Below are 25,137 nucleotides of genomic sequence, written 5' to 3' on the forward strand. Positions count from 1 at the left end.
CTGCCTTCTGCAATCGCAGAATCCCGTTCCCGCTACCGTAAGGTACATCCGCTTGCCTGCGAATCCTCTGAGAATCGCGAGCTTCGATCATTGCGCGCGGGGCAAGGATGCTTACCGTCCCCTCTGATGTTCGCCGCGACCCTCGTTCGGTACGATTCTATAAAGTTTAGTGTCGTTCGCGCCTCCGATCGATGTGGAGAACGACAGTCACACTTTTGCGGGAAGTGCCAACTGGTAGGCATATATCAGTTGATCCAGAGAGAAAAAGCATGCCTGAAAGTCTCAACCAATCCATTACCGACGAGGCGCCTGCGGGTCAATCCTCGCAAACGTATGTTCTCGTTCATGGCGGCTATCACGGCGCCTGGTGTTGGAAGACCGTAGCAAATCGCCTGCGAGCGAGTGGTCATACGGTATACACCCCCACGCTCACCGGTCTCGGCGAGCGCTCCCACCTTCTCCATGCAAACCCCTCGCTTGAGACCTTCATCCAGGACGTTGCGCAGGTATTGCACTATGAAGAGCTCTCCGACGTGATCTTGGTGGGCCACAGCTTCGCCGGATCGGTTGTGTCGGCACTGGCCGACCGCGTGCCGGAGCGCTTACGACATCTTGTATATCTGGATGCGCAGTTGCTGCAATCGGGACAAGCTCCTGCCGACACAGCGCCGCCGGAGGCGATTGAGGTCTACAAGCAAAGAGCAATGGCGACCGGAGGCGTTAGCATCCCGCCCGGTCCACCGGAAAACTTTGGTATTTCAGACCCACAGATGATTGAATGGGTCAAGAAGCTCCTCACGCCGCATCCGTACCGCACGTACTTTGACAAGCTCAGCTTGGAGCATCCGCTCGGAAACGGCAAGCCGGTCACATACATCGCATGTACGAAGCCGTATTTTGCAAATATCGCCTCTTCGCGCGAGTATGCGAAGGCACAAGACGGTTGGAGATACCTAGAGATTGCGACGGGGCATGACGCGATGTTGACTGAACCGGAGGAGTTGACGCGAATGTTGGAAGATATTAGTTGAAGATCCGAACGCCGGTGCTCCAACCGAGCTATCACTCCTCTACGTGATGGAGCTTGCGACGCGGAGGAGGGCTCAAGTGTCCTCTTCTTACACAACGAGCGCCTGTTGCAGGCGTCGCAAGCCAGCTCGAAGAGTGCCTTGTTTAACGATCAAGTCGCGCTCTTGTCGACCCAGCATGGATGCGGAGATGGCGCGCGGAGATGGTCGCTTACTTCGATTCGCGTTGGATTTGAACGACGAAACCAGCCTTTGAAGCCATGTCCAAGTCTCCGGTCTCGGAAAAAATTCAGAAAGGGAATCAAGTGCAAGACGAGCGGCGGCTGACCATTACCTTATGGTTGGTCGCTGCGTCGTTTTTCATGCAGGCGCTGGATACGACAATCGTCAATACGGCGTTGCCGGCAATGGCGAGAAGCTTGGGCGAACCGCCACTGCATATGCAGTCGGTAATAATCGCCTATTCGCTAACGATGGCGCTTACAATCCCGCTATCTGGATTCTTGGCCGATAGGCTGGGCACTCGTCGTATCTTCTTCTGGGCAATCATCGTTTTTACGGTAGGTTCCCTGCTTTGTGCCAACGCACAGTCGCTCTCGCAACTAGTCATCTACCGCGTTGTGCAAGGGGTAGGAGGGGGCATGCTTTCCCCTGTTGGCCGCCTCGCATTACTCCATTCCTTTTCTCGCCAGCGTCTACTTGCCGCTCTTGGCTTCGCCTCCATCCCTGGAATGATCGGTCCACTAATTGGTCCGATGCTCGGCGGATGGCTCGTCGATGTTGCCTCATGGCATTGGATCTTCTTGATTAACGCGCCGGTCGGAATTATCGGATGCGTAATGACAGTCACCCAGATGGTTGGCGGAAAGAGCGCCAAGTCATCTCTTCCTTTTGATCTGAGGGGGTACGCGCTGTTGGCATTGAGCATGCTTCTGATCACTTTCGCGCTCGACGGATTTTCGGAACTCGGGCTCCGAGGGGCAGCAGTGTGCGGCCTTGTGGCGCTCGCAGTATGCTGCATCCTTGCATACATACGGCACGCACGCGCTGTGCAAGATCCGTTGTATTCCCTCAAGTTGTTCTCGATCCCCACCTTCAAAGTTGGGCTATCCGGGAACCTTTTTGCGCGCATCGGCTGCGGCGGCATGCCTTATCTGCTTCCTCTCGTGCAACAAGTGAGTCTGGGCTATACGCCTACTCAGGCAGGGCTAATGATGCTTCCAGTTGCAGCCGCCGGAATCGTTTCGAGGAAAGTCGCGATCATTCTGATTCCGCGGTTTGGTTACCGACGGGTGCTCGTTGGCAACACGCTCTTGGTTGGCGCATCCATGGCGATTCTCGCACTTGCTTCTCCTGGTCAGCCAATTTTTGTGCATGTGTTGCTATTCACTTTGTTCGGAATGGCCAATGCAGTTCAATTTACGGCCATGAACACATTTACCCTAAAGGATCTCGATCACGACAGTGCTTCAAGCGGAAACAGTCTCTTTTCTCTAACACAGATGCTGTCCATGAGTCTTGGTGTAACCGTCGCCGGCGTGTTGCTGACGCAACTTACCGCGTTCATCGGGAGGCATAATCCGTCGCATATCCTTTCGGCATTTCACGCAACCTTCGTTTTCTTGGGTGTGCTTACCGCCTTGTCCGCCTGGATCTTCTCGACGCGAGCGAGCGAACAAGGATCTTGAAGAGTACTGATTCGACAATGCTCACCTCTTCACATGGCCTTAGTCGGGTCGATCCGCGCGGCCGTTTCTTAGAGCGAATATGAGTTCGAGCCGCGGATAGACGGACGCGAGTACACCAACGCAATGACCTCCCAGTTCCAAGTGAAGAACCACAGCATGATGGGCGGGAGCGCGGTCTCGGGGCGAAAGGCAGGGACCCTAGCGGGTCGCTTTCGCGGATCTAGAACAGGGTAATTGCCCTGTCTTGCATTAATGAATCGCTAGGCGACCAATAGCGCGAGGGGCTGAGAGCGACGTCGCTCATCGCAATCCTCCGGAGCAAATCAGATGGATCGCAAATTTCAGTCCACTCCCTGCGCCAACGGCGGAGCCCGTCGCCAAGCACGGGCATGACCTTATGGTGAAAAAGGCTCTTCGCGCTCATGATCTACAACTCAGGCGAAGACGCAGTCTATCTGCAAGCGCCGACCCATCGCGTCATTGATTTGGGGTGCGCATTGGGCTTTGTATGTTGGCGCGTTGATAGCGCAGACAGATCTTAACCAACTGCAAGGAGCGCGCTCATCCGAACGCGCGGCAGACATGACGACAAACTCGACTCAGGCCCGCCATCATACTTTCGTTTCGTCCGTGCGCGTTGTCGAGCGAGGCAAAGTCGTATCAGCATCGGAGGCGGTGCGTCTAATTCGCTCAGGCGATACGCTTGCAACAAGTGGTTTCGTCGGGATAGGTTTCGCGGAAGAAATCGCTATTGCGCTGGAGAAGCGTTTTCTCGATGGTCGCGAGAAAATACGGGAAGAGGGCGATGAGCCAATTGCCGATCTAACGCTAGTCTACGCAGCAGGTCAGGGTGATGGTCGCGACAAAGGCTTGAATCATTTTGCGCATGAAGGCCTCGTCAAACGGGTGGTCGGCGGTCATTGGGGACTTGTGCCGGGCTTGCAAAAGCTTGCGATCGAAAATCGCATCGAAGCGTACAACCTTCCACAAGGCGTCATATCGCAGTTATTTCGCGATATCGCCGCACATCGACCAGGGCAGCTGTCGACGGTCGGGCTAGGCACATTCGTCGATCCACGCAATGGAGGCGGGAAGCTCAACACCCGTACGACGGAAGAACTCGTGCGGCTCATGCCCATCGACGGGAGAGACTATCTCTACTACAAGGCGTTTCCAATCGATGTCGCCATTGTGCGCGGCACGACGGCCGACATGGATGGCAATGTGACCATGGAGAAAGAAGCGCTCACGTTGGAAGCTTTGGCAATCGCGATGGCCGCACGCAATTCAGGCGGTATCGTGATTGCGCAAGTCGAGCGGCTGGCGGAATCGAACACGCTCAACTCACGTCAAGTTAAGATACCAGGCGTTATGGTGGATTGCGTTGTCGTCGCACAGCAGGCCAATCATTGGCAGACGTTCGGCACTCAGTACAACGCGGCGTTTTCGAGTGAATTGCGAGTGGCAGCGAGCTCCATTGCGCTGATGCCATTGAACGAACGCAAAGTCATCGCGCGTCGTGCCGCATTCGAGTTGATGGCCAACAGCGTCGTGAATCTTGGGATCGGCATGCCGGAAGGCATAGCGAACGTTGCGAACGAAGAGCAGATCATCGACCTCTTCACGATGACCACAGAGCCCGGCGTGATTGGGGGAATTCCCGCGGGCGGCCTCAACTTTGGCGCCGCAACAAATACGCAGGCGATCGTTGACCAACCGTATCAATTCGATTTCTACGACGGTGGTGGTCTCGACATCGCATTCCTGGGGCTTGCGCAAGCAGACGAGGAAGGCAATCTCAACGTCAGCAAGTTCGGTCCGAGGCTGGCGGGTGCTGGCGGTTTCATCAACATCAGTCAAGCTGCGAAAAAGGTAGTGTTCGTCGGCACCTTCACCGCCGGCAGGCTCGATATTGCAATCGACCACGGCAAGCTCGCGATCCGTCGTGAAGGTGATTGCCGAAAATTCGTTAATACAGTTGAACATCGCACCTTTAGCGGACGATATGCTGCCGAGCGCGGACAAGTCGTACTTTATATCACCGAGCGTTGCGTGTTCGAACTCACGAATGAAGGACTGACGCTGATAGAGGTTGCCCCCGGCATCGATGTTGAGCGCGATGTCATCGCGCAAATGGACTTTCGCCCTGTGATGAAGACACCGCCACGCGTGATGGACGAGCGGATCTTTCGAGATGCACCAATGAGTTTGCGCAGCGTTCTGCTCAGGCTCAAACTAAGCGAGCGTTTTAGCTATGACCCTGAGAAGAACCTGTTCTTCATCAACTTCGAGGGACACGAAGTCACTGATATAAACGACGTCGAGGCAATCCGTGCCGAGGTCGAAAAGCAATTGGCCGGTGTGACAGTCAAGCCACATGCCATCGTGAACTACGATAACTTCTCGATTCGTCCCGACATGCTGGATGCTTACTCGGAGATGGTCACCCAGCTGGTTCGCGACTATTACCACGGCGTCAGCCGCTATACGACGAGCAGTTTTCTGCGAATGAAGCTCGGTGATGCGCTCAAGCGCCGGGGCGTCGCCCCTTATATCTATGAAAGTCCGGAGGAGGCGCGTGAGCATGGGATGAAGCGTGCCGACTGATCGAGCAAGCCCGACCACCACGGGGACGAAAACTGGGTGGGCGTTCGATCCTCACGAGCTACCGCAGAGACCAATCCGGCAACATTTCCGCGAGAATCGTGGCGATCAAGGCCGTAACGATCGCGACTAAAGACGGCGTCTGAAAGCGAAATGTACTTACGATAGAGATCTGGGCCTTCTGGATAGCGTCGAGGAGATTCAGTGCGACTTTGATGGTTCGACGGATGGCGCGCTGGGCAATGCCACTTGCGCGACTCTCGGCACGACTCAAGTGGACGGGGCTGCTTCACAATTCCTACGCGCTTGCGGCAGGTAGCCCAGTCATCGCACAAAGAGGCGCAGCGAACCTCATCGACATTCGGTTGCTTTAAGGCAAGGCTTGTGATTCCCAGACGGGCGCAAAAATATAACGACCGCGACCATTGCTGCGATCAGCATGGCGCCGCCGACGATGAAGACTGCTCGCGTACCATGTACGAGTGCAGTTTGATGGTCGGCAACTCCGCGTTGTGCCCACACCGCAACGGACGTGAGCAATCCTAGGCCAAGCGACGCCCCGAGTTGGTGAGCGACGTTGAGTACACCGGAGGCTACGCCAGTCTCATTTTTTGCGACGCCGGATACGCCCGCAGACGTCATCGGGGCCAAACTGAGTCCTTGTCCGGCTCCGATGAGCGTCATGGGGAGACCGATGGACATCCAAAATGACGCAGAAATGTCCAGGAAGCTCATCCACAATATGCCGATGCACGTGATGAGCAGACCTAGGAGCAAAACAGCATCTTCGCCCATTCGCCTTGCTAACATTGGAACAGAGAAGGGAGAGACGAATGCCACGATTGTCATTGGAAGAAAGCCAAGTCCGGCCTCGATTGCGGAAAACCCCAGCCCGTCTTGCATGAACTGCGATCCGAAGAAGAAGAAGGAGACCATCGGCCCCAGAAACAGGAAGCGAATGATGTAGGCTCCGAGCCTGCGACGATGCGCGAATACGCGCATTGGCATCAAAGGTTGGCTAGTTCGACGTTCATGCCATAGAAAAGCCACGATGGTTACCACGCCGATGGCTGCGGGCAGCAGCACACCGCCACTCAACCATCCCTCGACTTCAGTTCGCATTACAGCGAGGATGATCGCGCCAAACCCCAATGTAGAGAGAAGCGCTCCCCAGGTATCAAGGCGCGTAGGGAAGCGCGGGCTCTCATTGAGAGAACGCCGCGTAATGCAAAGAAGGGCTATGCCTACGGGAATATTAAGGAAGAATCCAGCGCGCCATGAAAGGGTCTCCGCAAACACGCCTCCCAGCACGAGGCCGACGCTTGCGCCAATTCCTGCTGTCGACCCATACCACGCGAGTGCGCTGTTTCTCGCCTCGCCTTCTTCAAAGTTCTGGGACAGCAGGGTGAGAGCAGAGGGTGCGATGAGCGATGCACCGATTCCTTGGACCGCACGCGCTACTATCAGCCAAAGGGAGTCCTGGGCCATTCCGATGGCTGCAGAGGACACGATGAATACTGATAGACCGACCTGCATGATGCGTCGCGCCCCGGCGAGGTCTCCGCAACGGGCGCCGAAGAGCAAGAACGCTCCGAAGAAAAGCGTGTAGACGCTTTGAACGGAGGAGAGTTGCGCAGGTGTGAGATCGAGGTCGGCGCGGATGTGTGGGAGCCCTGCGATGACGATCGAGGTGTCCAGTACAATCATTAGGTAGCTGCCGATAATGACCAATAGCGAAGCAGTGCGCTGTTTGCGTTGGTCGATGCTCATACTGCCTGTAGTCGCCACCTTAGTAGGTTCCGATAGAAGTGGAGGAGGTCCTGCTGAAACGTGCGGGCTTGCGAGGAGGGTAGTTGACGCGTTGTTTCGGGTCGAACGCGGTCGCCGGCGCCTTCAAAGTTTACGGCGTTATCTCTTCACGAGTAACTCTGCACCTCGGGTTGCGGCTATATCCGCATTTCATAAATCGCTTGTAGCCAACAAGCATCGGTTCCAAACTTATAGCTCGATCATCATCCCTTTTTGGCCTGGAAACGAATCATGCAACGGGAAGCACTTGTCGACTTGAACGCCTTTGCCGCTGTCGCGGAAGAGCGGAGCTTCACCCGTGCGTCGGTGCGGCTCGGGACCTCCCAGTCGGCGATTAGTTACGCGGTTCGAAGACTGGAGGAGCGACTCGGTGTGCGCCTTTTGCATCGGACAACGCGAAGTGTTGCACCGACGGAAGCAGGGCAGCTTCTACTGGAGACTCTCCGGACCTCGTTCGAGGAAATAGCCGAGCAGTTGAGCTTTATTGAACGGCTTGGGAGCGAACCCAGTGGAACAATACGGATCAGCACACCAGAGCACGCGTTTACGACCGTCCTTTGGCCGAAACTCAGTGAATTCATGCGTCGACACCCCTCTATCAAGCTGGAGGTCGAGCTCAACGCGGGTGATGTCGACATCGTCGATGCGAGGTTCGATCTAGGGGTAAGACTCGGGCGCGAGGTTCCGAAGGACATGATCGCTGTCCCGCTCGGACCGGAGTTGCGAATGGCCGTTGTGGCATCACCTGAATACTTTTCAGGAAGGCAACGGCCAACGACGCCGTACGACCTGTCGGATCATCTATGTATCAATTACAGACGGCCGATGACGGGGAGGGTGGTGCCGTGGGAGTTCTCGCTCGGTAACAAGAAGGCGAGGCTTCGCGTGGGAGGCCAACTCACGTTCAACAACATGGTGGCAGCCTTGAATGCCGCAAGAGCCGGACACGGTGTTGCGTACATCCCGGAAGATTACGTGAACGCAGACCTGACTAATGGTGCGTTGGAGCGTGTACTTTCGGACTGGTGTGCCCCGTATTCCGGCTTCCACTTGTATTACGCCAACAGAAAGCAGCCTTCCGCCGCTCTTGCACTCCTTATCAGCGCGCTCAAGCTTCCTGCACTGCCGAGGACGTAGGCGTTCTGTAGCGACTCGCTTCGCGTCACGAGGAGAAAGCAGGCGGCTTACCATCCGTCATGATAGCCGCCTGTTGTTGCTCGCCTAGTCGATCGTTGAGTCTGGATTACCTCTTGCGATCAAAGTCGCACCAGAACGGCCTTCGTCTGCGTGTATGCCTCGAGGGATTCTGCACCGAATTCCCGACCGAGCCCCGACTGCTTGTAGCCGCCAGAAGCCATTACCGGGTGTGCCTCTCCATATGTGTTCACCCATACGCGACCAGCTTTGATCGCGCGTGATACGGCATGGGCGCGGGTCAAGTCACGGGTCCATACCGCGGCTGCGAGGCCGTATGGCGTATCGTTGGCCTTCGCGATTGCATCCTGCTCGTCACTGAACGGAATGACCGAGAGGACTGGGCCAAAAATCTCTTCTCGGGCAATCTTCATCGAGTTCGCGACTGAGCCAAAGACGGTCGGCTGGATGAAGTGGCCGACATCGCCAACGCGCGAACCGCCGAGCAGGAGGTCAGCTCCCTCAGTGGTTCCGGCATCTACATATGACATCACGCGATGTAGCTGATCCTGAGAGATGAGCGGGCCGAGTTTGGTGTCAGCGTCGAACGGGGAACCGACCTTGTAGGTCGCCGCGAGTTCGCTGACCCGCCGAGCCACCTCGTCGTGGATGCTCTCGTGTACAAACAGGCGTGTTCCGGCGGAGCAGATCTGACCGGAGTTTCCACAGAAGCTTCGGACCGCAGCCGCAACTGCGCTATCCAGATCAGCGTCCTGGAAAATGATGTTCGGCGATTTCCCGCCGAGTTCGAGGGTGATCTTCTTCAGGTTGCCAGTCGAGGCTGCGAGAATCTGTTTGCCAACCGCGGTGGAGCCAGTAAAAGCGACTTTGTCGACGTCAGGATGTGCGGCAAGTGCGGCGCCTGCGACTGCGCCGGGCCCCGGCAGAACGTTGACTACACCTGGGGGAAGTCCCGTTTCCTGAACGATTTCACCGAAGCGAAGCGTCGACAGGGGAGTCAATTCGGCTGGCTTGACCACGGCGGTATTCCCGCAAGCGAGCGCGTTGGCTACTTTCATGCACGCCATCATGAGGGGCGTGTTCCACGCGTTGATGAGGCCGCAAACGCCAACGGGCTCACGGACCATGTAGATGAAGGACGACGGGTCACTCGGGTTGGTAGTTCCGAGAATCTTGGTTGGCCATCCAGCGTAATATCGCACCACTTCCGCACACTTCTTCACGGTGTTAGTGCTGTACCACAGGGGCATCCCGTTATCTAATGTCTCGAGGGCCGCAAGCTCCTCGCCGTGCTCCTCGATCGCATCGGCAATCTTTAGCAGCGCAACCGTACGTTGGTCCGGCGTCATTGAGGCCCACGAGGGCGCAACAAAGGCACGTCGAGCTGCTGCGACGGCAGCGTCGACATCCGCTTCGTCCGCCTCTGCGACCGTCGTAAGCGCTTCTTCTGTTGCCGGGTTATAGGTGGTGAACGTTTTCCCAGATTGGGCATTCACCCACTTGCCATCAATCAGTAGCTGCTTCGGGCCGCCCTTGATCCATTCGAGAGCCTTATGATGGCCAAGGCTAATCGATTGTCGTTCCCCAGCGTTCGCTAAGTTCATGTTCATTGCTCCCTCAAGGGAAGTAAAGGTATGCGTGGTCCGCGCCCCCAACCGTGTCGCTGTTGCCTCGGCGCCTCTACGGTCGCCAGCCATGCAAGCGACGCTTCAACGAGGGAAAGTCTGATGCTGGGACTTCCCGGCAACTGCTCGACAGGAGGGGGCGGCGGCGCGAGCCGTCAACTTGATACGCACATACGACCAGTCGGGAATCGCATGTTTGCCCGACACTTACGATTTATTCTAGATCGTTATCAGCAGGAACCAGATGCGTTCCTGCAAGGCGATCCATAACCAGGGTGCAGGCGTGGACATTGGCATCGGGGCCCTTCTCGCTAATGCACATCTGATACATTTCTCGCGTCAGATTTCCGAAGAACATCGGTACCCGGGAATCGTTACCTAATTGACATGCAAGCCGGAGATCCTTGTGCATTAGGCTTAGCGTGAAGCCGAAATTGAGCTTTCCAGTGAGCACGTGCTGTCGCAGGTATTTTTCGAGGAATGCATTCCTGGCATTGCCGCTTACCAGCATTTCGCAAGCCTTCGCTGGATCGATCCCATTCTTTGTCGCGAGCGATATGGCTTCGAGACTCAGTAGTCTCTGTGCGCCCGAGACCAGATTGTTGATCAGCTTGATGACGTGGCCCGCACCGACACCGCCGGCGTGTGAGATATTCGGGCTTATGAGTTCAAGCAACGGGCGCACCTCGTCGAACGTGGACGGCTCGGCACCGACCAGGATAGCGATCGTACCAGCCTGAGCTCCTTCCGGGCCGCCGCTCACGGGGGCGTCGACGAACTTGACTTGAAGCTTCGCGAGGTCAGCAGCGATGCTGCGCGTGATGCTCGGATCGCCGCTGGTCTGGTCGATGACGACCGTGCCCGGCTTTAGCGATTGTGCGACGCCGTTCTCGCCGAATAGGGCAGTACGCACGTGCTCGCTAGTCGGAAGGCAAAAGAAGACCGTGTCGCAAGACGCGGCAAGCTCACGTGCCGAGGAACAAGGCGATGCGCCGCTTTCAGCAAGACTTTTTAGCGCGGCCGAATTGAGGTCAAAAACAAACAATGGCTGTCGAAGTTGAAGCCGCCGAGCCAAAGCTCCGCCCATCTCGCCAAGCCCAATGTAACCAACTTTCATACCGTGTACTCCGTACCGTAATTCGATGTCGACTCTGTCGCGATGCCAGTTACAGATTCGCAAAGATCTCTTTGGCTTGGAATGCCGCTACGTTTGCGCTCGGCCACCCCGAATAGAACGCCATGTGGGTGATCATCTCAATGAGCTCTTCCTTCGTGACTCCGTTCTGGATTGCACGTGGGAAATGAGTCTTCATCTGTTCCGTCCAGCCAAAGGCGACGAGAGCCGTACAGGTGATCAAGCTTCGGTCGCGCTTCGACAGTTGCGGGCGTTCCCAGATGTCCCCGAACAGCACGGTGTCGCCCAGTTCGACCAACTTCGGTGCGATTTCTTGAAGGGACTGTCTGGCCTTTTGCGAGGGTGTGAGTTCAGTCATCTGCGTCTCCTATTTGCGTATTTGCTGTGCTCATGATGGGGGAGGTATCGTATGCGCGTACGACGGCTACGATTTTTTGAGCACCGTCCGAGTTTATCGCCGCCTCCGTACACCGGGGAGGTGGCGGCATGGCAAGTAGCTTTGCTCGGCGCGCAAAGCCCGAAGGCGCCCTTCTGCGCTGGCCGCGGTGACGGGGCCACATCCAATTTCCCACGTATTTCGTAGCTCCGAGCCTGACGTCAGGGGATGTCGTGCCGTGCTGACGTCACTCAGAGCGCATGAGCTTCAAAGATTTATCTAGCTGAAAGACGCGAGTTGGATCTTTGCGCAGAAGGCAATGATCCTTGCCGCGTTGGTTGCTGGTAGGCGCGGTGACCGGTGAGTACCATGGGCTCGTCCATAAACCTGCGAACGCCCCGTCGGAACGGAGACACGACCTGCGCGAGACAGCGCAAGGGGCGCGTGGGAGTGAAGTCGGCTCTTAAACTGAGAACAGCATGACCAGTCTGAACTTCCGGGCTCAACCGGATCCCCTGACTAAGACGAAGACCTACGTCCTCGTCCATGGCGCCTACCACGGAGGATGGTGTTGGAAGGAGGTGGCCGCGCACCTGCGCTCGAAAGGCCATACGGTGTATTCCCCAACACTGACCGGACTCGGCGAGCGATCGCACCTGATCGAGACGCGCCCCACGCTCGACATAATGATTAAGGACGTGGAGCAGGTCTTCATATATGAAGAGCTGAATGACGTAATTCTGGTAGGACACAGCTTCGCCGGCTCGATCGTTTCAGCACTCGCAGATCGGATGCCGGATCGGTTGCGTCATTTAGTGTATTTGGACGCCCAGGTTCTCATGTCTGGGCAGGCGCCGGCAGACACAGCTCCTCCAGAAATTATCGAACGCTATCTCGAGCGTGCGCGCGAGTGCAATAGCACGGGCATCGGCGTGCCGCCACCACCTCCAGAGAATTTTGGAATCACTGACGCAGATATGCTCGAACGAGCACGAAGGCTCGTGACCGCGCATCCGTTCGGCGCATATTTTAGCAAGCTTGTTTTGCATCACCCTCTTGGTAATGGTGTTCCGGCGACATACATCGCGTGTACGAAGCCGCTACATCCGAACACGGCCCATTCGCGTGAGGTAGCCAGAGGTCAACGAGGGTGGAACTACCTCGAGATCGAAACTGGCCATGATGCAATGCTGACTTGGCCAGACGAACTGGCTCGTATGCTTGATGACATCAACTAGTTCGAACAGCAGACGTTGTTGCGAAAGGCAACTGCGTGATCGGAGAAATAAGGTTCCGCGTAGTCAGTGACAGGACCGGGCGCTAGAAAAAGTAATAGGAGAAAGTGGCGGTATTTCTCCCCTCGCTGCAAGGTTTGTAATGGACGGGGGGAGGCGTAGTTTTCGGTGAACGAGTCGCAGCAGGAAGGCAATAAAAATTCAAACCATCGCAGATGTAATTTATATATTACGTTATGCGAAATACTTGGAGACGAAATGGAAAAGGGCAAGCTGATTGGAGCAGCAGTCGTGAGCGTCATGGCTAGCGCAGCACATGCGCAAAGCAGCGTAACGTTATATGGCTTGCTGGACCAGGGGATAAATTACATCAGCAACGACGGTGGCCATGCGAACTGGACAAACTCTAGCGGCGTGCTGAACGGCCCGCGGTGGGGCCTGAAAGGGGCCGAGGATTTGGGCGGTGGCCTGAAGGCTGTGTTCGTGCTCGAGAACGGGTTTTCGATCTCTAGCGGCGCTCTCGCGCAAGGGCGTATGTTCGCTCGCCAAGCGTATGTTGGGCTGAGCAGCACCAGATTCGGAACCGTCACCCTCGGTCGACAATACGATTCAATCATCGACTACGTTCAACCGACTCCATCGTCGAACATCTATATCGGCGTTGGTCATCCGTTCGACAACGATAACCTCATCAATAGTTTCCGCATTAATAACTCGATTAAGTACAGCAGCCCGAACTTCAACGGCCTAACCTTTGGAGGCCTGTATGGGTTCAGTAACTCGCCCGGAACTGCGGAGACCTCGGGATTCGCAAGCAATCGAGCGTGGAGCGTGGGCGCGAACTATCAAACTGGCGGGTTGATGCTCGCTGCGGGCTATCTGCGCCTGAGTTCGCCAAACTCGAATGCGGTTGGCGCCATTGTCGGGGACTACAACAATTACTCGCCGACGTCTGCACTCGGAAGCGCGGGACTTGTCGGTGCTGTTCAGCGCCAAGAGATTATCGCTACGGGTATTTCGTACCAGATGAGCGCGGTCCGTTATGCGTTTGTTTACAGTCATAGCAAGATTTCGTCTGCTGGTGACAATCTGACGTTTTCAAACTATGACGTGAACGTCGGATATCAATTCCGCCCCGATATTACGTTTGCAGCTACGTACACCTTCACTGATGGCAAGCTCGACTCAACCGGTGCTCAGCCGAAATACCATCAGGTTGGCTTGCTCGGCGACTATTTCGCTTCGAAGCGAACAGACCTCTATCTGCTCGGTGTTTATCAACGCGCTGCGGGTGACGCTCCAGTCGCCTCGATCGCACCGGACTCATATGGTGCGGGTGGAAGCTTCGCCCCCGACGCTTCGACAAGCAAGAGCCAGCTTCTCGTGCGCGTTGGTATCCGACACAAGTTCTGAGCGTCATCTGAGGGCGATTTGAGGAAGCTCTCAGCCACGAAGCTCTTGCCGGTTCGAGAATAACAAGGATCAGCGCGCGCGATGTTGCTGAGAGCCGTCTTAAGCTCTAGTTATTTGCTGTAGCAGTTCTATGAAACTCGGAGGAGACGTGAGTACAAAGAAAGCTATGCGACGCACGCTAGGTGCCGGTGCGATCGGTAATTTCATTGAGGTATACGATTTCTCGGTATTCGGACTTTCGGTGCCTATCCTGGCGATGCACTTCTTCCCAGGCACCGATAGAATGGCAGCGATTTTGAGCACGTTCGGCGTTTACGCTGTCGCGTTCTTCGCGCGACCGGTTGGCGGCCTGTTCTTTGGGATGATGGCGGACCGGGTTGGCCGAATCAAAGTTCTTACTGCCACAGTCTGGTTGATGGCCGGGAGCACCGCTCTCATTGGTCTGCTGCCAACCTATAAGACTCTTGGGATCATTGCACCAGCACTTCTCGTCCTGCTACGCATCTGTCAAGGTATTGCGTTAGGGGGGGAGACGTCTGGAAGCGCAAGCTACGTCATCGAGTCTGCTCCCGACAGTCAGCGAGGTCGGTGGATTGGTTTTATTTATTTTTTCAGCTACGTGCCTAACGCAGCAGTAGCTGTGCTTCTGCTTGCACTTAGATTGTTCTCTGATCCTGCTGCCTTTACGGATTGGATTTGGCGAATTCCTTTTGTCTTCGGAGGCGTACTCGGAGTCGTCGGGTTTTGGTTTCGGCGGCGGTTGGAGGATCCAAAGGAATACATCGAAGCGACTCGCGAGGCAAAAGTCGAGAATCTTGTCGTGACTGCAACACGGTCTGGATCGAAGGGCATGCTCCATGTGTTCCTGCTAGTACCTCTCTCAGCAGTAGGCGGCTACTTCATTCAAGGCTTTATGTACACGTTCCTCGTGACGAAGGTGAAAGTCGCCCCCGAAATCGCGCTATTGACTAATGCTGCCGGTATCATGGCGATCGGAATCACAATCTTGATTGCAGGGATGCTTAGCGATCGATTCGGTCGAAAAGCCCTGCTCAATATCGGATCTCTTTGGATTGCAATCAGCGCTTATCCGTCTGTTTGGTTGGTGAGTTTAGGAACGGTCGAGGGCGCAATGCTCGGACAGATTCTATTCGCTATCGGTGTCGGTCTCTATGGAGGCGCGTCGATGACGGCGACGCTTGAGGTGTTTCCGACCGCATATCGAGCTACCGGACACGCAATATCTTACCAACTCGCCGCGGCAATAATGGGCGGTACAACACCTTTGATTGCGACTTGGCTTGTCGCGAAGTTTGGTACTCCGACGGCGCCCGGGATCTATACCGCAGTCTGTGGCTTGATCGCGTTCGTCGCGATTCAGTTTGTGCCTGAAACGAGGGGAATTCGACTGCGTCAGTCGATTGAGGGCAGTCCGGCAGATCCGACTGGAGCAGTGGCTAGGTAGGCGCGATGGAGGCGTCACGTCCTGTTTCTAAATCCCGATGTAACGTGCTGCGACTGAGCGTAAAGACGCAGCGACATATGGACCTGCATCTTCAAGTGCTATCTGCTTAGTATAAGGCGCGTGCTTCTCGAGGAGCACGCGCCACGCGCGGTTGGTCGCCGCCATACTCGAACCTCAGTTCACGAATTGCAATCATAAAACGCACGCCACACGAATAGGGGAAGTCAATCAGTGGGTCACGTGTACGGACGCCAGATCGAAAGTGAAATAGGCTTGGCGGGTCACGAATCATATTTGGGGAGTCTTGGTTCCTCTTCCGCGTTGAGGAAAATCGAGTCAACGGCCACCAGAACCTCGGAGCCAATTGAAGAATCGCGTCAAGGCCGTCTGACCGCTAATCCAGCACCATGCGTTCCGCATTCGTTGGGCTGATCCGTCCAATCCCGTGAGACCTTTGCGCAGGAGGCAATGATGCTTGCCACGTTGCTTGGTAGATGGATGTAGGGCTCATAGGTACCATGGGACGCACTCATTGGCTGCGCACGCCCCTGTCGCTTGGAGACGCATTGCACGACACAGTGCGAAGGGCGGTGCAGAGAAAAGTCGGCTCTTAAATCGAGAAAAGCATGGCTAATCCAACCACGTGGGCTGAATTTTGTCTGCGAGTGTACTTAAACTTTCACAGCACATACATTCCTGTTCATGGTACCTGCCGTGGCGGTTGTTGCTGGAAAGAAAGGCTTAGCCCGCTGCGGTCGACGTCGACCCTGACAAATTCGCGTCAGACGTCCCACATCATTGAGTATCGTACGACCCTTGACGCGATTCCCCTCCCGGTGTCCGAGGTTCTTTGCATCCCCCATCCAGACCCCGCGGACCGAGAACGCGGTCCTTGTACTCCGCATACTTACTGCGCACACGCCGACAAGCTGACGCTTAGTCATCGGTTGTGGAATGCTGTCCCTGCCAATCGTGTCGCATTTACGAACTGTTAGATATAGGAGGCGCAACGGTTGTTGTAGGTTTTGATGAGTGGTTTCTCGGCTACAAAAATTGCATTAGAAGCGTTGAGAAATTGCAGTCGTATCGGCGTTTAGGTTGCATAGCTTCCAAATTTGGAGGGGACGTGAGTGATAAAAAGCAAGTGCGGCGCACGCTAGCCGCTGGCGCAATCGGTAACTTTATTGAGATCTACGATTTTTCTGTATTTGGGTTGACCGTACCAATCCTGGCCGCCCTATTTTTCCCTGGGGTGGATCGAACCGCTGCTATCCTCAGTACGTTTGCTGTGTATGCGGTCGCACTTTTTGCCAGACCATTTGGTGGACTGCTGTTCGGAATGTTGGCTGATCGCATCGGCCGGATCAAAGTCCTGACGACCACGGTATGGCTGATGGCGGGATCTACCGCCGCCATCGGTCTGCTGCCTACATACCATCAAATTGGGATTGTCGCGCCACTCCTCTTAGTTTTCTTTCGCCTCGCGCAAGGCATGGCCTTGGGTGGCGAAAGTACCGGCAGCGCGGCCTACGTTATCGAATCCGCGCCCGACGATAAGCGTGGGAAGTGGATTGGCGTCATCTACTTTTTCAGCTATTTGTCCAACACGTTCGTTGCGATACTGCTGTTCTTCCTGAAGTCGTGGACTGATCCTTCCGTGTTCGCGGATTGGGTCTGGCGCGTCCCCTTCGTATTCGGAGGCGTGCTTGGTCTCATCGGCTTTTGGTTTCGACGTCGTCTTCACGACCCCGACGAATACGTTCAGGCGTCACGTGAGTCTCGCGTTGAAAACCTTGTTGCGACGGCAGCCCGTTCCGGGGCAAGAGGCATGGCGTATGTCTTCTGTCTTGTTCCCCTGTCCGCAGTTAGCGCGTACTTCCTCCAAGGGTTCATGTACACATTCCTTGTGACGCAAGTGAAGCTTCCGGTCGAAGTAGCGCTTTTGACGAATGCAGCAGGCATCATGACAATCGGCATCGTCTTCGTGTTTGCGGGAGCGCTTGGCGACCGCATCGGTCGAAAAAAGCTGCTGAATTTCGGTTCACTGTGGATTGCAATCTGCGCCTACCCATGCGTTTGGCTGGCGAGCTCTGGAACGTTATCCGGTGCTTTGCTCGGGCAGGTCATCTTCGCCATAGGCATCGCACTGTATGGCGCCGGCGCGATGACTGCGACGCTCGAAGTGTTTCCCACGGCCTATCGTGGAACTGGCCATGCGATCTCGTTCCAATTGAGCGCCGCAATTATGGGCGGAACGACGCCGCTTATTGCTACTTGGCTCGTGAATAAGTTTAGCTCTAACACAGCCCCGGGCGTCTATACGGCGGTCGTAGGAATACTCGCTTTCGTTGCAGTCCAGTTCGTTCCTGAAACCCGGGGCGTTAGTCTGCGACATTCCGTCGAGCACGCGGCTCCTGATTCTGCTTTGGTTCCTGGGCGAGCTCGCTGAGACGTTTTCTCGACACTTTTTGGGTACTCATGTTGGCTCTATCCAGCTCGAGGTAAGGCCGAGTTGGGACAAGACAACACGGCGACTCGCGAAACAGAAGTTTTTCAACCACCATCCGTAGGGCGTTGGCGCTCGCGGCTCTGAGACTTAAGTTGGGAGAAAGGTATGGCAACGGAGAATTTTGAGAAAGGTTTTGCACTTCGCACGGAGCTGGCAGGAAAGGAATATGTCGACAAGGTTTTCAGTGACCCCAACGACTACAGTGTGCCGCTCCACGAACTACTTACTGAGTTTTGTTGGGGCGCGGTATGGAGTCGACCCGGGCTCGATCGCCGCAGCCGCAGCATCCTGAACCTCGGAATGCTTTCGGCACTTAATCGTTCAGAAGAATTCGCGGGTCACGTGAAGATCGCTCTTAAGAACGGTGTGACGAAGGATGAAATCCGGGAGTGCTTGTTGCAAGTGGCCGTTTATTGTGGAATGCCGGCGGGCGTCACTGCCTTCCGCGTCGCGCGCAAAGTTTTCGAAGAACTTGGGGTCTGAGGGAAATTGGAGGCAGGTATGAAAGTCGGATTTATTGGGCTTGGCCGAATGGGCCAAGGTATGGCCAAGAACCTCGCTAAGAGTGACGTATCGCTTCTCGTCTACGACGCAAACCCGGAAGCCGTCGCGGCATTGGTGAACGCGGGCGCGCATCAAGCGGCCAGTGTCGCCCAAATTGCACAGGAAGTAGACGTCGTCTTCACCTCGCTTCCTGGTCCGGTCCAGGTTGAGGAAGTGGTTTTGGGGCCGCAGGGCATACTCGCGAACATGAAACCCGGGCTTGTCTTGTTCGAGTTGTCGACGAGTTCGCTATCGCTCAACCGCCGCATCCATGACGCGTTCAGCAAGAAGGGCGGCCAGATGCTTGACGCGCCGGTTAGCGGTGGCCCGGCAGGTGCAGCTTCCGGTGATCTCGCAATCTGGATTGGTGGCGACAAGAAAGTGGTCGAGCAACACGCCGAGTTGCTTCGAAAGTTCGCTGATAAGGCCCGGCACGTCGGTCCGATTGGCGCCGGGACGGTTGCCAAGCTCGCGAATAATATGGCGGGCTACATGATCCTCAACATCATGGCTGAAGTGTTCTCGATGGCGGTCAAGGCCGACATCGAGCCGCTGGAGCTCTGGGAAGCAATGCGGCTTGGCGTGGTGGGGAAACAGTCACCCTTGCTTATGTTGACCAAGCAGTTTCTTCCTGGCGAATTCGAGCATCCGGCCTTCGCACTGAAGCTTGGCCACAAGGACATGATGTTGGGCACCGGTCTCGCGAAGGAACTAGGCGTACCGATGAGATTGGCCAATCTCACGCTCGAAGAGATGACAGAGGCCCTCGGCCGCGGTTGGGGCGAACAGGACTCGCGCGCATTCATGAAGCTGCAGCTCGAGCGAGCGGGCGTGAAGATCGCTGTCAGCCATGAGGCTTTGGAAGCGGCGCTGCAGAAGACCTAAATTTGAAGCAGGCGCGGCTTTGTCAAAAGCCGCGCTCACCAGCGTCTGCAAAGCTCGAGCTCTTGCAGACCTAAGGCGCCGCCTACTGGAATCGTCGACGTTACACCCGTAGTAAAGACTGCATAAGAACTTCGCTTCCGGTCAGGAAGGTAACGAAAATATCATTAAATAATAAAATTATAAGATACGAGAAACGGCTTAGAAGATGTTATGGATTACTAATTATAACCGCTCAAATCGGAACTGTTAGGTTCTAAATCTGAGTGACTAACGTCAACGAAAGTCTGTAAAAAAATCGGTTCTTTTTGAACCTATCAAAATTTTGGAGAACGGAGGAGGGAAGTAGGCTATGGACAAACGAATTTTTGGTGTTTCGGCGATCGCGCTCTTTGCAGGTACGGCGCACGCGCAGAGTAGTGTGACTCTCTACGGGCTTGTTGATGAGGGGATCAGCTACATCAGCAATGACCATGGGCACGCAAATTGGACTAATACCAGTGGCGTGTTACAGGGCTCTCGCTGGGGCTTGAGAGGCGCTGAAGATTTGGGCAGCGGACTGAAAGCGGTATTTGTGTTGGAAAACGGATTTTCTGCCGCAAACGGAAGTCTAGCGCTTAATCGAATGTTCGCACGTCAGTCCTACGTCGGAATCAGTAGTGACAAATACGGTACGGTGACGCTCGGTCGACAGTACGAATCTATCGTCGATTATGTTCAGCCGGTGAATTCTGGTAACGTGTATATCGGGGTTGGGCACCCGTTCGACAACGACGACCTGATTAACTCATTCCACATTAACAATTCCGTCAAGTATGCGAGCCCCAACATTCGAGGCTTCACGTTTGGGGGGTTATACGGCTTCAGCAATGCCGCTTCCAATGCCGATGGCACTGGTTCAGGGTTTGCAAGCAATCGAGCCTGGAGCCTTGGTGCGGCGTATCAGGGCGGAGGATTTCAGTTCGGTGCTGGTTATTTTCGGTTAAGCACGCCTAACGAAACCACTGTCGGTGCGATTCAGGGAGACTATCTCAACCTCTCTACCACGTCTGCATTGGGACCGCTCGGGCTAACGACCCCAGTGAAGCGGCAAGAAAACATTGGTGCTGGTGCCTCTTATACAATCAGTTCGGTTAAGGTTTCGTTCGTTTATACTCATTCGAAATTTGACACGAGCAATGATTCATTGACGTTTTCTAATTACGACGTCAATGTGGGGTATTACTTCCGGCCTAACATTTTCTTCGGCGGAAGCTACGTCTTTACCGATGGGCACCTGAAGGCTTCGGGTGCTGAACCCAAATATCATCAAATCGGCTTGATCGCAAATTATTTCTTGACGAAGCGAACTGACCTCTACCTCCTGGGCGTCTATCAAAGAGCTGCAGGCGATGCTCCATTCGCTTCGATTGCGCCAGACTCCTATGGTGCGGGTGGTTCGTTCGCGCCGGATGCATCGACAAGCAAGAATCAGACTTTGATCCGCATCGGGATGCGGCATAAATTCTGAAAACGGGGCCGATATCAGGGGCGGGCGCGGCAACAGTGAAAAGCGTGTCACCGCCCCGTGGTCTAACTTCGCTGAATTGTAAGCCGAGTGTAAGGCCTAGTTCTCGCTTACCGAAACTTGACGACTTGTGACGGGAGAGATGGCAGCGTTAGTCCATTTGGTAAGCGCAGGTCAGCGATTTCCGATGAGTCGGCCGCAGTGATCTTTGCGTGTCGTGCCGACCTCCTTCGCCTGCAGCGCTCTGGGATTCGCTCTTATAGAGACACTATACTCGAAGCACGAGGAGCCCTATAAGCTGGGCGCATAACCCGGTGGGTGACTACAGGAGACAAAATGCAAGAATCGAATCAACGCGAATCTGTGTTGGATCACGGAGTGGAACGCAGGACCATTAAGAAGGTAACCTGGCGGGTTCTACCATTGGTGATCCTCTGTTACTTTTTCGCCTACCTCGACAGAACAAACGTAGGTGTTGCAGCGCTGCAAATGAATAAAGATATCGGTCTGACAGCGTCCATGTTCGGATTCGGTTCAGGCCTGTTCTTTGTTATGTATTTCACGATGGAGGTTCCATCGAACCTGTTCATGTTTCGATACGGCATCAGGCGGTGGATTGCCCGAATCATGTTCACATGGGGGCTGGTCGCGGGCGCGATGGCCTTTGTCAAGGGGCCAATCGGATTTTATGCAATGCGCGCGCTTCTTGGCGCGGCGGAAGCCGGCTTTTATCCGGCCATCGTCTACTACTTCGCCCAGTGGTTTCCTTCTGAGTATCGAGCCCGAGTACTGGGCTACCTCAACGTCGCGGGTCCTCTGACATTTCTCATTGGCACGCCAATTTCTGGAGCTTTGCTGTACGTCAGCGGACTGGGTCTGCAGGGTTGGCAATGGATGTTCATCATCGAGTCCATCCCAGCGATCGTCCTTGCCGGGCTGGTCCTCAAGTACCTTCCCGATAGTCCCTCCACGAGCAAATGGTTGGCAAGGGACGAGGTTACCTGGCTTTCCGAAAAGCTCAGGGAGGAGGCAGTTGACATACAAGAGCATGTTCGCGACTACACCGTTGTTCAGGCGTTGCTGTCTCCGCCCGTGCTGCTGCTCAGTTTCTTCATGTTCAACATTGTGCTCACTGTCTACAGTGTCGGTTTCTTTCTACCGCAAATTGTCAACTCTTTCGGACTTAGCCACTTTAATACGGGCGTTGTGTCGGCTCTGCCGTACATTGCTGGATGCATCGGAATGTTGTATGTCAGCTGGAGATCCGACGTCACGCGGGAGCGATATTTTCACGTCGCCGTCCCGATGTTCGTTGCAGCCGTGGGGCTTGTAATCGCAGCCTTGTCGTCGGACTTGACTGTCAAGATGATTGCCTTCAGCTTGGTCTCCTTCGGCTCGTACGGATGCGCTCCAGCTTTTTGGAGCCTCCCTTCTACGTTCATGTCAGGAAAAGCAATGGCTGGTGGCGTCGCAGTCATCAACTCGATCGGCGCGTTGGGAGGGTTTGCTGGCTTGTGGATTATGGGGTTCCTCAAGGATGCCACGGGCAGCTTCGCCGGAGGTCTCTACTTCGTGGCAGGAATGGACGCCCTTGCGGTTCTTGCCATTTTGTTGGTTCGCGTACTGCTATCGAAGCAGAGTGGGAAAAATGACGCACTTTATAAGAAAGAATGTCCTAACCCGTGATCCTTTTGTGCTGATCCGCTGAAGGTTGGCTTTTGATCACGGCACCTATAACTGCTATCGAGTCGGTCAGTCCACGAATTCAGGCCCGATCCACTATCTCTTAAACCGCAGGTGAAACGACATTGTGACCCGAAATAAACGTCTAGACGGCAGGGCTGAGCCAATCATTGAACCTGAGCGTGAAATAATCGACTCGCACCATCATCTTTGGATGCACCCGACCTTGCAGTACATGCTCGACGAATATCTCTCAGATGCGACTGCCGGTCACAATATCGTCGCATCAGTCTACGTCGAGACGCAGGCGTTTATTCGCCCCGATGGCCCGGAGCTACTCCGTCCACTCGGAGAAATTGAATTCGCGAATGGCATGGCAGCGATGGCGGCCAGTGGAGCATACGGGCAGTGCCGGGCTTGTTCTGCGATTGTGGCGCATGCCGACCTGCGGGAGGGGAGCGCGATCGGCGAATTCCTGGACCGAGCAATCAGCATCGCGCCAGACCGGTTTCGCGGGATCCGGCAAGTCACAAACGAGCATCCTGACGATGCGGTGTATCGGTATTTTAAGCAGCGCCCTCCGCGCGGAATCATGGAGCATCCGAACTTCATCGCGGGTCTAAAGGAGCTTGAGAAGCGTGGACTCTCCTTCGATGCGTCGGTTTTTCATCACCAACTGCCGGAGCTAGCCAAGCTTGCAGATGCGGTCCCCAATCTCCCCATTATTGTTAACCATATGGGGCTTGCAGTCGCACTCGACATGGACGCGGACGGGCGCGCCGCAGTTTTTGACGATTGGCGCCGATGCCTGGGTGAGATCGCTGAAAGGCCCAACGTATCGTGCAAGATTGGTGGGTTGGGGCTTCCATACTGGGGGTTTGGCCTTGAAGAGCGAGACGAAGCTATCGGTTATGAGGCGCTTGCGGCGCTGTGGCGCCCCTATGTGCTGGCGGCAATCGATGCCTTTGGTCCGGATCGGTGCATGACGGAAAGTAACTTCTCAGCTGACGCTCGCTCCTGCGGGTTCGTACCGCTATGGAACGCGCTCAAGTGGAGTGTTCGGGACATTTCGGAGGCGGAAAAAGTCGCATTATTCTCCGGTACTGCGAAACGCGTCTATCAAATATGAATATTGGCGGCCTGGAGCGGGAGATGGTCGTTGCCTAGTCGTGGAGATCAGGCCTCTGTTAAGTGAGTGGTGCAGCAAGATTCAGCGCGCAGGATGTGTCTTGTTCGCCGAGTCACTCATCAAGCCTGTGTCTTGAAAGGAAGTTGCATAGAAGCGCGGCGACGTCGATGCTATTGATATCGGAGAACATGAAGTGAGAGTTACCGCGCAGCCCTGCTTCCGGTAAGGACAAGAGACTTGCCCTACCGCCTTGTTCATTGACGAGTTGCGTGAACTCTTCTGCGACGTAGAGCTGTATACGGCGACCATCAGCAAGGGGATTCGGGTCGGGGTTGAGGGGAATATTGTCTCCGAACACAATTTCCATCGGTACATCGACCAGCCGTGCGAATGAGTCGTCTGAAATCGATGTGACAGCAGGTTGCTTTCCAGCTTTCGATCTAGGGCGTTCTTCAGTCCGAATCGAGGCCTTCCAGCTTTCGGGGTAAACGAAAGCGGGCTCGTAGCTGACAATCCCTCTGACGAGGTTTGAGTTTGCTCCGGCCAACCAGCCGTAGAGCCCGGAGTTGCTGTGAGTTACAAGTGTGGCCGGTCCAATCTCCTCCAGCAACGAAATGAGCGCATCGGACATTACTTTCGGATCGTCCGTGACTGATGGTCGCATACCCTTCAGGAACGAATCGACAGCGCTCATTGGAAACGCCTGGTTGTGGAAAGTCCCGGGATATCGAGGCCCTAAACGCCAGCGTGTCCACGCGTGCTCCCTTCCTGGCGCGAACGTGCGCTGCTCCACCAGCCTTTGCTCGTCATCCAGTTTCCCCAACTCTCCTGTGAAACTTGGAAAGCCAGAACGACCTCCGCGCGGAAGATCTACGATAAACACGGAGAAACCTTGCCGCAGCAAGATGGTCGCATACCCCTCCCGGCCATCAGGCGTCGTCTCCCATACGCGCCCGGTACAACCGCCACCATGTACGAGAACGATGGGTAGTTTTCGCGGGTTGACGGGTATTTGATACTGCACATACATCTGGTCGACCCAGTATGTCTGACCGGCACTACTTGGCATCGCAGACGTCGATTCAAAAGTGCCAGCTGCCGTGACCTGCCTTCCGCCCACGTAAAAGCTTCCCTGCCGTGCGAGGCTGATGGGATTGTTCGATGTCGTCAATGGCATCTGTTTGCCCTGCATGTGTTTCGTTATGGAGGATCGTTTGAGATGACGCGACAGTTGTTCCGCGCCGGCAATGATCGCGAGGGGAAAGGCAAGTAGCGGGACGGTTGTGGGTTCTCCGATGGCTTCTTCGTGCACGGCTCGACACTACGACCGGCACTAGCCGACCCTTCAACG

General features: G+C 55.3%; 18 protein-coding genes. 13 read left to right on the forward strand and 5 right to left on the reverse strand.

Annotated features, from left to right (window positions below; translation table 11 throughout):
- Positions 1-269: 269 nt before the first annotated feature.
- The 3 genes from VSR72_RS32465 to VSR72_RS32475 all read left to right on the forward strand — a co-directional run bounded on the left by VSR72_RS32465 (position 270) and on the right by VSR72_RS32475 (position 5,323).
- Positions 270-1,031, forward strand: a complete 762-nt coding sequence (locus VSR72_RS32465) for an alpha/beta hydrolase (RefSeq protein WP_342956354.1) — start codon at positions 270-272, stop codon at positions 1,029-1,031.
- Between the two features lie 257 nt (positions 1,032-1,288).
- A complete protein-coding gene (gene mdtD / locus VSR72_RS32470; RefSeq protein WP_342956355.1) occupies positions 1,289-2,716 on the forward strand; it encodes a multidrug transporter subunit MdtD in 1,428 nt (475 codons plus the stop codon).
- A 582-nt stretch (positions 2,717-3,298) separates the two neighbouring features.
- Entirely contained in the window at positions 3,299-5,323 is a 2,025-nt protein-coding gene (locus VSR72_RS32475; RefSeq protein ID WP_342956356.1) for an acyl CoA:acetate/3-ketoacid CoA transferase, read from the forward strand.
- Between the two features lie 348 nt (positions 5,324-5,671).
- Here VSR72_RS32475 and VSR72_RS32480 read toward each other — a convergent pair whose 3' ends face one another.
- Positions 5,672-7,090, reverse strand: a complete 1,419-nt coding sequence (locus tag VSR72_RS32480; protein WP_342956357.1) for an MFS transporter — start codon at positions 7,088-7,090, stop codon at positions 5,672-5,674.
- A 270-nt stretch (positions 7,091-7,360) separates the two neighbouring features.
- Here VSR72_RS32480 and VSR72_RS32485 point away from each other — a divergent pair, with 270 nt between their 5' ends.
- A complete protein-coding gene (locus VSR72_RS32485; RefSeq protein ID WP_342956358.1) occupies positions 7,361-8,266 on the forward strand; it encodes a LysR family transcriptional regulator in 906 nt (301 codons plus the stop codon).
- 119 nt (positions 8,267-8,385) lie between these two features.
- Here VSR72_RS32485 and VSR72_RS32490 read toward each other — a convergent pair whose 3' ends face one another.
- The 3 genes from VSR72_RS32490 to VSR72_RS32500 form a co-directional block, all read right to left on the reverse strand.
- Positions 8,386-9,888 carry an aldehyde dehydrogenase family protein gene (locus VSR72_RS32490; protein WP_342956359.1) on the reverse strand — a complete coding sequence of 501 codons (1,503 nt, stop codon included), beginning with the start codon at positions 9,886-9,888 and terminating at the stop codon, positions 8,386-8,388.
- Positions 9,889-10,123: 235 nt separating this feature from the next.
- The gene (locus VSR72_RS32495; RefSeq protein ID WP_342956360.1) at positions 10,124-11,026 is read right to left on the reverse strand and encodes an NAD(P)-dependent oxidoreductase; all 903 of its coding nucleotides are present in this window, start codon (positions 11,024-11,026) and stop codon (positions 10,124-10,126) included.
- A 49-nt stretch (positions 11,027-11,075) separates the two neighbouring features.
- Positions 11,076-11,402: a carboxymuconolactone decarboxylase family protein gene (locus tag VSR72_RS32500; RefSeq protein WP_233852965.1), complete on the reverse strand. Its 327-nt coding sequence runs from the start codon at positions 11,400-11,402 to the stop codon at positions 11,076-11,078.
- 497 nt (positions 11,403-11,899) lie between these two features.
- Between VSR72_RS32500 and VSR72_RS32505 the strand changes: the two genes are divergently transcribed.
- The 9 genes from VSR72_RS32505 to VSR72_RS32545 all read left to right on the forward strand — a co-directional run bounded on the left by VSR72_RS32505 (position 11,900) and on the right by VSR72_RS32545 (position 23,786).
- Positions 11,900-12,658 carry an alpha/beta fold hydrolase gene (locus VSR72_RS32505; RefSeq protein WP_342956361.1) on the forward strand — a complete coding sequence of 253 codons (759 nt, stop codon included), beginning with the start codon at positions 11,900-11,902 and terminating at the stop codon, positions 12,656-12,658.
- Positions 12,659-12,913: 255 nt separating this feature from the next.
- The gene (locus VSR72_RS32510; RefSeq protein ID WP_342956362.1) at positions 12,914-14,068 is read left to right on the forward strand and encodes a porin; all 1,155 of its coding nucleotides are present in this window, start codon (positions 12,914-12,916) and stop codon (positions 14,066-14,068) included.
- A gap of 130 nt (positions 14,069-14,198) precedes the next feature.
- Positions 14,199-15,533, forward strand: a complete 1,335-nt coding sequence (locus VSR72_RS32515) for an MFS transporter (protein ID WP_342956363.1) — start codon at positions 14,199-14,201, stop codon at positions 15,531-15,533.
- Positions 15,534-16,659: 1,126 nt separating this feature from the next.
- Positions 16,660-17,982: an MFS transporter gene (locus tag VSR72_RS32520; protein WP_342956364.1), complete on the forward strand. Its 1,323-nt coding sequence runs from the start codon at positions 16,660-16,662 to the stop codon at positions 17,980-17,982.
- 165 nt (positions 17,983-18,147) lie between these two features.
- The gene (locus VSR72_RS32525) at positions 18,148-18,525 is read left to right on the forward strand and encodes a carboxymuconolactone decarboxylase family protein (RefSeq protein ID WP_342956365.1); all 378 of its coding nucleotides are present in this window, start codon (positions 18,148-18,150) and stop codon (positions 18,523-18,525) included.
- 18 nt (positions 18,526-18,543) lie between these two features.
- Entirely contained in the window at positions 18,544-19,470 is a 927-nt protein-coding gene (locus tag VSR72_RS32530; protein WP_342956366.1) for an NAD(P)-dependent oxidoreductase, read from the forward strand.
- A 349-nt stretch (positions 19,471-19,819) separates the two neighbouring features.
- Positions 19,820-20,977, forward strand: a complete 1,158-nt coding sequence (locus VSR72_RS32535; RefSeq protein WP_342956367.1) for a porin — start codon at positions 19,820-19,822, stop codon at positions 20,975-20,977.
- Positions 20,978-21,310: 333 nt separating this feature from the next.
- On the forward strand, positions 21,311-22,660 hold the full coding sequence (locus tag VSR72_RS32540) for an MFS transporter (RefSeq protein WP_342956368.1): 1,350 nt from the start codon (positions 21,311-21,313) through the stop codon (positions 22,658-22,660).
- Positions 22,661-22,784: 124 nt separating this feature from the next.
- Positions 22,785-23,786, forward strand: a complete 1,002-nt coding sequence (locus tag VSR72_RS32545; protein ID WP_342956369.1) for an amidohydrolase family protein — start codon at positions 22,785-22,787, stop codon at positions 23,784-23,786.
- Positions 23,787-23,898: 112 nt separating this feature from the next.
- Here the strand turns inward: VSR72_RS32545 and VSR72_RS32550 are convergent, their stop codons facing one another.
- Entirely contained in the window at positions 23,899-25,098 is a 1,200-nt protein-coding gene (locus VSR72_RS32550) for an alpha/beta fold hydrolase (protein WP_342956370.1), read from the reverse strand.
- Positions 25,099-25,137: the final 39 nt, after the last annotated feature.

The sequence above is a fragment of the Paraburkholderia sp. JHI869 genome, from assembly GCF_038900775.1.
In the GTDB taxonomy this organism is placed as follows: domain Bacteria; phylum Pseudomonadota; class Gammaproteobacteria; order Burkholderiales; family Burkholderiaceae; genus Paraburkholderia.

What these genes read in the sequence shown, in the direction of transcription:
- VSR72_RS32475 (WP_342956356.1), top strand. Translation starts at nt 3,299, where the DNA reads ATGACGACAAACTCGACTCAGGCCCGCCATCATACTTTCGTTTCGTCC.
- VSR72_RS32480 (WP_342956357.1), bottom strand. Translation starts at nt 7,090, where the DNA reads ATGAGCATCGACCAACGCAAACAGCGCACTGCTTCGCTATTGGTCATT.
- VSR72_RS32465 (WP_342956354.1), top strand. Translation starts at nt 270, where the DNA reads ATGCCTGAAAGTCTCAACCAATCCATTACCGACGAGGCGCCTGCGGGT.
- VSR72_RS32495 (WP_342956360.1), bottom strand. Translation starts at nt 11,026, where the DNA reads ATGAAAGTTGGTTACATTGGGCTTGGCGAGATGGGCGGAGCTTTGGCT.
- mdtD (WP_342956355.1), top strand. Translation starts at nt 1,289, where the DNA reads ATGTCCAAGTCTCCGGTCTCGGAAAAAATTCAGAAAGGGAATCAAGTG.
- VSR72_RS32540 (WP_342956368.1), top strand. Translation starts at nt 21,311, where the DNA reads ATGCAAGAATCGAATCAACGCGAATCTGTGTTGGATCACGGAGTGGAA.
- VSR72_RS32485 (WP_342956358.1), top strand. Translation starts at nt 7,361, where the DNA reads ATGCAACGGGAAGCACTTGTCGACTTGAACGCCTTTGCCGCTGTCGCG.
- VSR72_RS32535 (WP_342956367.1), top strand. Translation starts at nt 19,820, where the DNA reads ATGGACAAACGAATTTTTGGTGTTTCGGCGATCGCGCTCTTTGCAGGT.
- VSR72_RS32510 (WP_342956362.1), top strand. Translation starts at nt 12,914, where the DNA reads ATGGAAAAGGGCAAGCTGATTGGAGCAGCAGTCGTGAGCGTCATGGCT.
- VSR72_RS32505 (WP_342956361.1), top strand. Translation starts at nt 11,900, where the DNA reads ATGACCAGTCTGAACTTCCGGGCTCAACCGGATCCCCTGACTAAGACG.
- VSR72_RS32500 (WP_233852965.1), bottom strand. Translation starts at nt 11,402, where the DNA reads ATGACTGAACTCACACCCTCGCAAAAGGCCAGACAGTCCCTTCAAGAA.
- VSR72_RS32530 (WP_342956366.1), top strand. Translation starts at nt 18,544, where the DNA reads ATGAAAGTCGGATTTATTGGGCTTGGCCGAATGGGCCAAGGTATGGCC.
- VSR72_RS32515 (WP_342956363.1), top strand. Translation starts at nt 14,199, where the DNA reads ATGAAACTCGGAGGAGACGTGAGTACAAAGAAAGCTATGCGACGCACG.
- VSR72_RS32525 (WP_342956365.1), top strand. Translation starts at nt 18,148, where the DNA reads ATGGCAACGGAGAATTTTGAGAAAGGTTTTGCACTTCGCACGGAGCTG.
- VSR72_RS32490 (WP_342956359.1), bottom strand. Translation starts at nt 9,888, where the DNA reads ATGAACTTAGCGAACGCTGGGGAACGACAATCGATTAGCCTTGGCCAT.